The following is a 9583-nucleotide window of genomic DNA, read 5'->3' as shown; positions in this document are numbered from 1 at the left end:
GTATCGGGAGGCTGCGGAGTGACTGGACCGCGCCTCTCCATCATTCCCGCCCGGGCGGCCACGGATCGCTCGCTGAAGCCGCGCGACCTGCAGGTGTTGTGCGTGCTGGGGCGTCATACCGACGATCTCGGCTGGTGCCGACGCAGCCAGGTGAAGATGGCCGACGAGATGGGCTGCGCGCGCTCCACCGTGTTCGAGGCTGTCGAGCGGCTGGTGAAGGCCGGCTATCTCGAAAAGCATGAGCAGGAAGAGGTTTCCGGTCGCGACAGCGCGCACTGGTATCGCGTCATCCTCGATCCCGTGCATCCCAATCTGGCGCTGGTCAGGGAGGCCGACGAACAGGCCGATTCCACCGCCGAAATACCCTGCCGGCCAGTCGGCACCCCTGCCGGTATATCGGCACCCCCTGCCGGTCCTGGACCGGCACCCCCTGCCGGTCCTGGACCGGCACCTATTAACGACACTTCTCTAACGACCCCTGTTAACGCCGAGAAAGAGCGCGGACGCGAGGATGATCAGAAAGCGGTCGAGCGCTGGGTGAAGAAAACGCATCCCGGCTGGCCGAGCTACATCAGCGACAGCGTGCCGAAGGCGGTATCGGCGGCTTTTGCGCTGACCGCTGCCGAGCGCGAGACGGCGGCCGATCGCATGGCCGAGTACGTCGCCAGCGCCAAGGTCGGCGGGCGCACGGTGATCTGCACCTTCGCCGTCTACCTCGCGGAAAAGCGCTGGGAGAAGCTGCCGCCCAAGGTCGAGGTAGCCGGCCGCGCCGACGACTATGCGCCGCCCTTCGGGCCGGTGTGGATGGGCTGGGTCATGGCCGCCGTCATCGGCGGGCCGGAGAACGCCGGCGGCGCCACGCAGGCCGAGCGCTGGCCGAAGCTCGACGCGCTCTACCGGCTGGCGCACAGGGGCACGGGCTACCGTTTCAGCGAGCGCTGGCATGCGCTCAAGGGCCTGATGGTGGCGGTGCCTGTCGGCACGCCGCAATGGATCGAATGGCGCGACCACTTTGCAAGGCAAAGCTGGCCGTGGCTGCCGGATCCGGGACGCGTTGCCTACTTCCCGGCTGGCGGGCCGGCGGGACTGGAAGCTTTCGAACAAGCGGTGCGAGGAAACCATGATGCGGGCGGACGTGAAGCGGCTGAGTGATCGGGAACACGTCTGGGTCGATGGCTCGACGGGCGAGGTCATCAACGTCGATCGTGCCTGGCAGAAGAGCGACAAGCGAATCGCACTGACGCGCAGAGAGCAGGCGATGCTCGCTGCCGCTGGCATGGATGGTCCGGAGGCGCGCTGGTACGTGCTTAGGGTCGAGGATCGCGCCGACATTGCTGTGGATAAGTTGCTGGAGGACGCGAAGGTCGAGCGGGCAATGCTGGTGATCAAGGTGGATGCCAAGCGCCGTGGGAGGCGTCCGCACCAGAAGCTTGAGACGATGAATGTGCCTGCTTTCCCCGGCTATATCTTTGTGCGTGTGGTGTCCTGCCCTGTCACCTGGGCAGGGCTTCGCACCATCAAGGGTGTGGTCGATCCGATCGGTGGAGCGGAGAATCCGCAGCCGATCAAGGATGAGGAAATCCTTAAGTTTCAAGCGCGTATCGAGAATGATCCGAAAGCGGTCGAGCTGCTCACCAATGCGCTCAAGGTGGGTGACAGGGTGGCGATCGACAGCGGCCCCTTCTGCGGGTTCGATGCCGTGGTGATGATGCTGGCCGACAGGCACAAGGTCGGTATCGAGGTCGATATCTTCGGGCGCGCTGTGCCGTTGAAGTTCGACCTTGCGGACATCACCAAATTGGAATAGCGAATCTCACCCAGGACGAGCTGAAAGAGTCGCACGCCGAAAGGTGGACCGCGCCATCAGCCCCAGGCGAAGCGAGCAGCTTCCCCGCAATGGATAAGATTCCGGACATGCCTGAGATGCCGAAGACCTTTCGGCCTTCGCGCTTGGCTGCGGCAGCGCAGGTCGATCGCATCGAGCAGCGACGCGAGTATGACAAGCGGCGCGATGAGCAGGAATGGCGCGGATGGTACAAGACCGCGCGATGGCAGAAGCTGAAGATGCGCGTGCACATCCGTGATCTCTTCGTGTGTCAGGTCACCGGTATCCTATGTGTGGGGAAGCACCCTGCCCCGAACAGCCCAGTCGCTGATCACAGGATCGAGCATCAAGGCGATCCTGATCTCTTCTGGGACGAAGAGAACGTCCGCACGGTGTCGAAGGCCTACCACGACGGCGAAAGGCAGCGCGAACAGGCTGCCGGCCGAGGCCGGGGGGGTGGGTCAAAAGTCTACAGGCGTACGCCGCCAGACCGGCTCCCATAACGAAGTTTTTTTGCGCGCAGGTTTCCGGACTAATTTTTTTTTGGAGTGTTCGCCATGGGCCGCAGGGGGCCGAAGCCGGAACCGGCGAGCGTCAAGCTGGCCAAGGGCAAGTCGGGCCGGCGCCCTATCGGTGTCGATCCGTCGGCCGAAGAGCAGGCGAAAGCCGTCGCGGCGGCCGGTTCGATCAAGCCGCCGTCATGGCTGAAGACTGACGGCCTCGTCGTCTGGAACCGGCTGGCGCCGCGGCTGATCGCCCAGAAGCTGCTGTTCCAGATCGATGCCGAGACTTTCGCCCGCTACTGCAAGAATTTTGGCCGTTGGCTGAAGATGCAGAAGCGGCTCGACACCATGGGCGAGATCTACGAAATCGAGACGGCGAGCGGCAAGGTGCGCCGTGCTGACCCAGCCTTCCTGATCGGCGACCGCCTCGAGCGGCAGTTGGTCTCCGCCGAAGCAGTCTTCGGCCTCAACCCGGCCGAGCGCCAGCGCCTGTTCGCCGCCCGCGCCGCGGGATCTACCGGCGATCTGTTCTCCGGCAGCACCACACCGGCCAAGGAGAACGAAGGCAAGCCGAAGGATCCGGCGCCGAGCGGCGGCACGCCGGGCTCCGCTGTAGGGTTCCTGCAGTAGGGCCATGCCAGTCAAAGCCGGCCGCACGGCTCATAGGCTTGGGCCGCGCAAGCGCCCGCCAGGTGTCGGCAGCGATGCTGCCTGGTCGCATGACCGGCAAGCCTGGTGCGTCGGCGTCTACTGGTTCGACGAGGTCGCCGCCGACAAGGCGGTGGCGTTCTTCCCGAAGCATCTGTGCTTCACCAAGGGCGAGTGGGCCGGCCGGCCGTTCGAACTGGAAGCCTGGCAGGCCAACGACATTGTCCGCCCGGTCTTCGGCTGGAAGCGCCCGGACGGCACCAGGCGCTACCGCCGCGTCTATGTCTGGGTGCCGCGCAAGAACGGCAAGACCGAACTCGCCGCCGGCATTGCGTTGCTGGTGCTGCTCGGCGATGGCGAGCTGGGCGGCGAGGTCTATTCGATCGCCTCGCATGAAGGCCAGGCCCGCCTGGTGTTCAACCAGGCCGCGACGATGGCGGGCAAGTCGGCGACGCTGAGCAACGATCTCGTCTGCCTCAAATCGTCGATTTACTGCGCGCAACTCAACGCCGGCTTCAAGCCGCTCTCGGGCAAGGCAGGCGGCAAGCACGGTTTCTCGGCGTCGGGCCTGATCGGCGACGAGATCCACGAATGGGTTTCGGGCGATCTCTACCAGTTCGTGCACGATTCGGAAGATGCACGGCGCCAGCCGTTGGAATTCCTGATCTCCACCGCCGGCAAGAAAGGCACCTATGGCGAGGAAGTCTGGGACGAGTGCCAGAAGATCCTCGACGGCACCTTCGAGGATCCGGAAACCCTGGTCATCGTCTATGCCGCCGATCCGGAAGACGACTGGCAGTCGGAAAAGACATGGCACAAGGCCAATCCGAACCTCGGCGTTTCGAAAAAGCTGGACACGATGCGCACCAATGCGCGCCGTGCCCGCCAGCTGCCGCGGCTGGAAAACCATTTCAAGAACTATCACCTCAATCTCTGGACCGAACAGGCGGTCCGCTGGCTGCCGATCGATGCGGTCGACGACGACGGCAACAAGTTCGGCTGGGACCATTGCGCCGGGCCGGTGCCGTGGAAAGACCTCGAGGCGAAGCTCCAGCACAAGCGGTGCTTCGGCGGTCTCGACCTTTCCGCCGTGGTCGATCTATCGGCGCTGGTGTGGTGGTTTCCGATCCAGAAGGATTTGCCGGTGCCTGTGATGCTGGCGCGGTTCTTCAAGCCGGCCGCGCTGATCAAGGAACATGGCCGGCGCGACAAGCTGCCCTATGACAAATGGGTGCAGGAAGGCGCGATCACCGCTACCCCGGGCAATGTCGTCGATTACGCGTTCATCCAGGAGCAGATCTATCGCGACGCCGAAAGGTTCCGCATCGCGCATGTCGGCAACCACGATCTGCAGCCCGGCGAAGGCGGTCTCGCCATCGACCGCTGGAACGCCACCGAGACAGCGGTGAAGCTGCAGCAGGAAGGCCTGCCGGTCGTGTTGTTCGGCCAGGGCTACGCATCGATGTCGCCGCCGGCCAAGGAACTAGAACGGCTGGTGCTGTGCAACGGCTTCCATCATGGCGGACATCCGGTCTTGCGCCGTCATGCCCAGGTCGTCGCCGTCGAAATGGATGCCGCCGACAACATCAAGCCCGCCAAGAACAAGTCGACCGAACGCGTCGACGGCATCGTGGCGGGGACCATGGCGATCGGCATTGCCACCAAGGACAAGGGCGAGGACAGCGGCATGGATGACTACTTCAAGTCCCTGACAGGTGCCGCTTGAACGTGCTTCGCAAAATGGCGGGTATCGTCGTTCGCGCCTTGACCATCCGTGAACCTGACGGCTGGTATCCGGTTGGCCAGGCCGGTGACGCCGGCGAGCATGTCACCGGCGATAGCGTCTTCTCACAGTCGGCGGTCTGGGCGTGTGTCAACCTGTTGAGCGGCACACAATCGTCTCTCCCGTTGATGGTTTATAGGACTTCCGCCAACGGCGAACGCTCTGTCGCCAGCGACCATACGCTCTACCGCCTGCTGCATGACAGCCCAAACTACGATCAGACAGCCGTCGATTTCTGGGACTTCATCTGCGCATCGATCGAGCTGTGGGGCAATGGCTATGCCCGCATCGTTCGGGAAGGCGGACGTATCGTATCGATGGTGCCGATCCGGCCGGATCTGGTCAGCGTGCGGCGCCTAGCCAACGGCACGATCGAATACCGCTGGTCGTATGAGGGTCGCGCCTTTGTCGAGACCGACCAGACCATGCTGCACATTCGCGGTCCCGGCGGCGATCCGCTCGGCGGTATGTCTACGCTGCACTTCGGCAGGCATGCATTTTCCCTCGCACGAGCAACCGACAAGGCCGCCGGCAAGACGTTCAAAAATGGGCTACGCCCTTCCGGCGCGCTGAAATTTGATAAATGGCTGACGGATCCTCAGCGCGACATCGCGCGCAAGGAACTCGCCGACAAGATCGGCGCGGACAATGCAGGCACCCCGCTGATCCTCGAAGGAGGAACTGACTGGCTGCCATTCTCGATCAATCCCGAAGACGCGCAGATGCTTGAGACGCGTGCATTTTCGGTTGAGGAAATTTGTCGCTTCTTCGGCGTGCCGCCGGTCATGATAGGCCACACGTCGAAAACGACGAGCTGGCCAACCGGTGTCGAGCAGCAGGGCCTGATCCTGCAGAAGTTTACCCTGCGGCGCCGGCTCAAGCGGATTGAACAGGCGCTGGAAAAGCAGTTGCTGACGCCCGCTGACCGAGCCGCCGGGATCACGATCGAGTTCAACATCGAAGGATTGTTGCGCGCCGACAGCGCCGGACGCGCAGCATTCTACGCATCAGGCCTAGCCAACGGCTGGTTGAATATCAATCAGGTTTGCAAATGGGAAAATCTACCCCCCGTTGAAGGCGGCGACGTTAACCGTGTGCAGATGCAGAACGTGCCGATCACGGAAGCCGGAAAGGGCTTGCTCCCGCCGCCCGCAAACGAGGATGCGCCATGACCAATATCGTTGCCAAGACCAAGGATTTTGCTTTCGAGGTCAAGGAAGAGTCCGAAGACGGAACGTTCGAGGGCTATGGCTCGATTTTCGGCAACCTCGATTCCTATGGCGAAACCGTCATGCCCGGCGCCTTCGCGAAGTCGCTGGCCCGCCATGCGAAGGAAAAGACCAGCCCACTCATGCTCTGGCAGCATGACTCCTATTCACCGATCGGCGTGTGGGAAAGCCTCGCCGAGGACAAGAAGGGCCTGTTCTGCAAGGGGCGGCTGTTGAAAGGCGTCCAGAAGGCCGACGAGGCGCATATCATTCTCAAGGCCGGCGCAATCCGTGGCCTGTCGATCGGCTACAGGGAGATCAAGGTCGAGCCGGACGGCAACAACCGCAACCTGCTGGAGCTCGATCTCTACGAGATCAGCCCGGTGTCGTTCGCTGCCAATCGCCGTGCCGGCGTCACAGCCGTGAAATCCGAACGCATGGAAGAATTCGCCCGCAAGCTGCGCGACGGCGAGCCCATGCCCGTCAAGGAATTCGAGGACATCCTGCGCGAGGCAGGTGTCCCCAAAGCCATGGCCGTACAGATCGCCTCTGTCGGCTATGCGAAGGCCATTCGGAGTGAGTCCGAGGGCGATCAGGCGAAAGAGAAGGCCGCGCTCTTCCTGCAAATGCTCAAGGCCGGCTGAAGCCTTTAACCCTCCATAGGAGACCGACATGAACACTCACCACCGCATTGTTGCGGGTGGCATCGCCGCGCTTATGGCCGGCATGGCCTATTCCCGCTTCGCGCCGCGAATCGCCTTCGAAAAGCCGAACGACAGCGGCGTCGATATCGAGGCGCTCGCCAAGGACGTCACGGCCAAGTTCCAGAAGTCCTTCGACGACGTGAAGGCCATTGCCGAAAAGGCTGTGGCTGACGCCAAGAAGGGCATCGACATGGCCGCTTCCGAAAAGGAAAAGGCCGACGAAGCCCTGATCAAGATGAACGGTCTGAGCGATCAGGTGGCTCAGATCGAGCAGAAGCTTGCCCGCGCCACCGGCGGGAAAGACGACGATGCGCACAAATCCTTCGGCGAACAGTTCGTCGAGGCCGAAGGCGTCAAGTCCTGGCTGGCCGGCACGCCGACCAAGGGCAAGGCTGATCTGCGCATCAAGGCGACTCTCACCTCGGCGACGACCGATGCCGCCGGTTCGGTCGGCGATGCCATCCAGACCACGCGCCTGCCCGGCATCCTGCCGCTGCCGCAGCGCCGGCTGACCGTGCGCGACTTGATCTCGCCCGGACGCATGGACGGCAACGCGCTGGAGTACGTCAAGGAAACCGGCTTCACCAACAATGCCGGCATGGTTGCCGAAGGAGCCGCCAAGCCGTCCTCCGACCTGAAATTCGAACTGCTCACCACATCGGCCAAGGTCATCGCGCACTGGATGAAGGCATCCCGTCAGGTGCTCGACGACATCTCGCAGCTGCGCTCGATCATCGACCAACGGCTGATCTTCGGTCTCGCCTACAAGGAAGAGTCGCAGCTTCTCAACGGTGACAACACCGGGCAGAACCTCAACGGCATCATCCCGCAAGCCACCGCCTACGCGGCGCCGATCTCGCTCGCCGACCAGACCATGATCGACGTCATGCGCCTGGCCATGCTGCAGGCGGCCCTGGCCGAGTATCCGGCGACCGGCCATGTCATGAACCCGATCGACTGGACTTACATCGAGACGCTGAAGGACAGTCTTGGCCGATACATCATCGGCAATCCGCAGGGCTCGATCTCGCCGACCCTGTGGGGCCTGCCGGTTGTCGGCACCCAAGCAATCGCGGTGCGCAAGTTCCTGACCGGCGCGTTCAAACTCGGTGCCCAGGTGTTCGACCGCTGGGATGCGCGCGTCGAAACGGGCTTCGAGAACGACGACTTCACCAAGAACCTGGTGACCGTGCTGGCCGAAGAGCGCATCGCGCTCGCCGTCTACCGCCCGGAAGCCTTCATCTATGGCGACTTCGACACCGCTCTCGCGGCCTGATCGCAGTTCGGCTGATCAAGGCGGGCATGTCTACCGGGCATGCCCGCCCTATCAACCGAAGGAGCTGACCATGACCGACATCATGAACTGGAAAGTGCTGCGCCGCCACGAGGGCGACCGCATGTACGAGGAAGGCGAGACCCGCGCCGGCACGAAGGCGGAACTCGGTCACCTCGCCCCCAAAGTCCTCGAATTGATCGGGCCCGTAGATGCCGTCAAGGCAGAACCGGCTCCGCTCAACAAGGCCGAACGCGGCGCGCCCGCTAACAAGGGCAACGCGAAGGCCGCAACCCGGCGGAAATAGTTCCGTCGACAATGGGCGCTGCTGCGCCAAGCGAAAGGAAGAACAATGCGTCGCTACAAGGTAACGATCACCACCGCCGCCGATGGCACAGCCACGGCATACACGCCGCGGCTGTCGGGTATGCTGCACAGCATCCAGTACGTGAAGACCGATTTCGCCGACGGGATCGACTTCACCATTACGTCCGAAGCTACCGGCGAAAGCCTGCTCGCGAAAAGCGACGTCAACGCGTCGGCCGTTTTCTACCCACGCGCTCCGACGCATTCGCAGGTCGGCGCCGCCGCCCTCTTCGCTGCCGGCGGCACTGCCGTGCAGGAGCGCATCGGGCTTGGCAACGACCGCGTCAAGATCGCCGTGGCACAGGGCGGCAACGTCAAGACCGGTACTGTTCACGTCCTGGTCGACTGATGCTTGCCCCTGTCCGCACCATTGCTCCGGAGAGCACCGCCGTCAGCGTCGACGACGTCAAGCTGTATTGCAAAACCGACAGCGACATCGAAGACCTGATGCTCACCGGTCTTATCAACGCGACAACGTCGCACATGGAAATGGTGCTGGGCATGGCGCTTGTCACTCAGACGTGGCGGCAAGACTTCGGCCGTTTTGGTTGCCTTCGGCTGCCGAAACGGCCGGTTGCCGCCACCGGTCTTGTGGTTGCGTATCGCGATGTCGAAAATGTGGAGCAGACACTTTCGGACTCCATCTATCAGCTCCTGGTCGACGAGGCGGGACCATATCTCGCGCTTGCGCCAGACCAGCAATGGCCCGAAATCTATTCACGCGTCGACGCCGTGTCGGTCACCTTTGTTGCCGGCGTTGCGGCAGCAGCTGTAGAGCCGGCGTTGAAGACAGCGCTGCTTCTTCACATTGCGCATCTCTATGAGAACCGCGAGGCCGTGAACGTCGGCAACATCGTGACCATGTTGCCGCTCGGATACGAGGCCATCATCTGGCCTTTCAAAAAGCCTGGCGTTTGACGCCACGCTATTTTGGCTCGGCCTGCCACCTCACCCCTGAAAAAGGACCATCGCCATGACATTGGCCTCTCTCACGCTGCAGGCGAAGATCTCCGGCGTTCAATCATCCTCGCACGATCTCGGCGCGCTCGAATTCCAGCCGAACCTTGCTTTCGTCAAGGCGCTGACCAACGGCACCGGCGCCAACCAGGCGGACCTGCTGTTTGCCGACACGCGCACGCTGGCCGCGTCGGCGACGGAAGATCTCGACCTGGCCGGCGTGCTGACCGATGCCTTCGGCGCCGTCATCACCATGGTCGAGGTGGTTGCCATCCTGATCACCGCCGATGCGGCCAACACCAACAATGTCGTGGTC

Annotated in this window: 11 protein-coding genes and 1 pseudogene; all 12 read left to right on the top strand. The window is 62.9% G+C overall.

Annotated elements, in window-relative coordinates:
- A partial coding sequence (locus tag EN749_RS23100; RefSeq protein ID WP_245491478.1) for a helix-turn-helix domain-containing protein occupies nt 1-1152 on the top strand: 1152 nt, incomplete at its 5' end.
- On the top strand, nt 1124-1807 hold the full coding sequence (locus tag EN749_RS23095) for a transcription termination/antitermination protein NusG (protein WP_189367671.1): 684 nt from the start codon (nt 1124-1126) through the stop codon (nt 1805-1807). The genes EN749_RS23100 and EN749_RS23095, both read left to right, overlap by 29 nt.
- A gap of 116 nt (nt 1808-1923) precedes the next feature.
- Entirely contained in the window at nt 1924-2328 is a 405-nt protein-coding gene (locus tag EN749_RS23090) for an HNH endonuclease (RefSeq protein ID WP_189367669.1), read from the top strand.
- 54 nt (nt 2329-2382) lie between these two features.
- Nucleotides 2383-2958: a phage terminase small subunit P27 family gene (locus tag EN749_RS23085; RefSeq protein ID WP_128364044.1), complete on the top strand. Its 576-nt coding sequence runs from the start codon at nt 2383-2385 to the stop codon at nt 2956-2958.
- A 4-nt stretch (nt 2959-2962) separates the two neighbouring features.
- Nucleotides 2963-4702 (top strand): terminase TerL endonuclease subunit, encoded by a 1740-nt coding sequence (locus EN749_RS23080; protein WP_128364043.1) that lies wholly within the window; start codon nt 2963-2965, stop codon nt 4700-4702.
- A gap of 14 nt (nt 4703-4716) precedes the next feature.
- On the top strand, nt 4717-5931 hold the full coding sequence (locus EN749_RS23075; protein ID WP_245491477.1) for a phage portal protein: 1215 nt from the start codon (nt 4717-4719) through the stop codon (nt 5929-5931).
- Nucleotides 5928-6611 carry an HK97 family phage prohead protease gene (locus EN749_RS23070; protein ID WP_128364041.1) on the top strand — a complete coding sequence of 228 codons (684 nt, stop codon included), beginning with the start codon at nt 5928-5930 and terminating at the stop codon, nt 6609-6611. Before EN749_RS23075 ends, EN749_RS23070 begins: the two co-directional genes overlap by 4 nt.
- A 28-nt stretch (nt 6612-6639) precedes the next feature.
- Nucleotides 6640-7947, top strand: coding sequence for a phage major capsid protein (locus tag EN749_RS23065; RefSeq protein WP_128364040.1), 1308 nt, complete (start codon nt 6640-6642; stop codon nt 7945-7947).
- Between the two features lie 70 nt (nt 7948-8017).
- Nucleotides 8018-8251, top strand: a complete 234-nt coding sequence (locus EN749_RS23060) for a hypothetical protein (RefSeq protein WP_128364039.1) — start codon at nt 8018-8020, stop codon at nt 8249-8251.
- A 45-nt stretch (nt 8252-8296) separates the two neighbouring features.
- The gene (locus tag EN749_RS23055; protein WP_128364038.1) at nt 8297-8659 is read left to right on the top strand and encodes a hypothetical protein; all 363 of its coding nucleotides are present in this window, start codon (nt 8297-8299) and stop codon (nt 8657-8659) included.
- Complete coding sequence (locus EN749_RS23050; protein WP_128364037.1) at nt 8659-9228, top strand: head-tail connector protein; 570 nt, start codon at nt 8659-8661, stop codon at nt 9226-9228. Before EN749_RS23055 ends, EN749_RS23050 begins: the two co-directional genes overlap by 1 nt.
- 55 nt (nt 9229-9283) lie before the next feature.
- Nucleotides 9284-9583 (top strand): annotated as a pseudogene (locus EN749_RS37780) (hypothetical protein); the annotation flags it as partial.

Source organism: Mesorhizobium sp. M7A.F.Ca.ET.027.02.1.1 (assembly GCF_004022985.1).
Taxonomy (GTDB): domain Bacteria; phylum Pseudomonadota; class Alphaproteobacteria; order Rhizobiales; family Rhizobiaceae; genus Mesorhizobium.
This window is presented reverse-complemented; position numbering and strand designations above follow the sequence as displayed.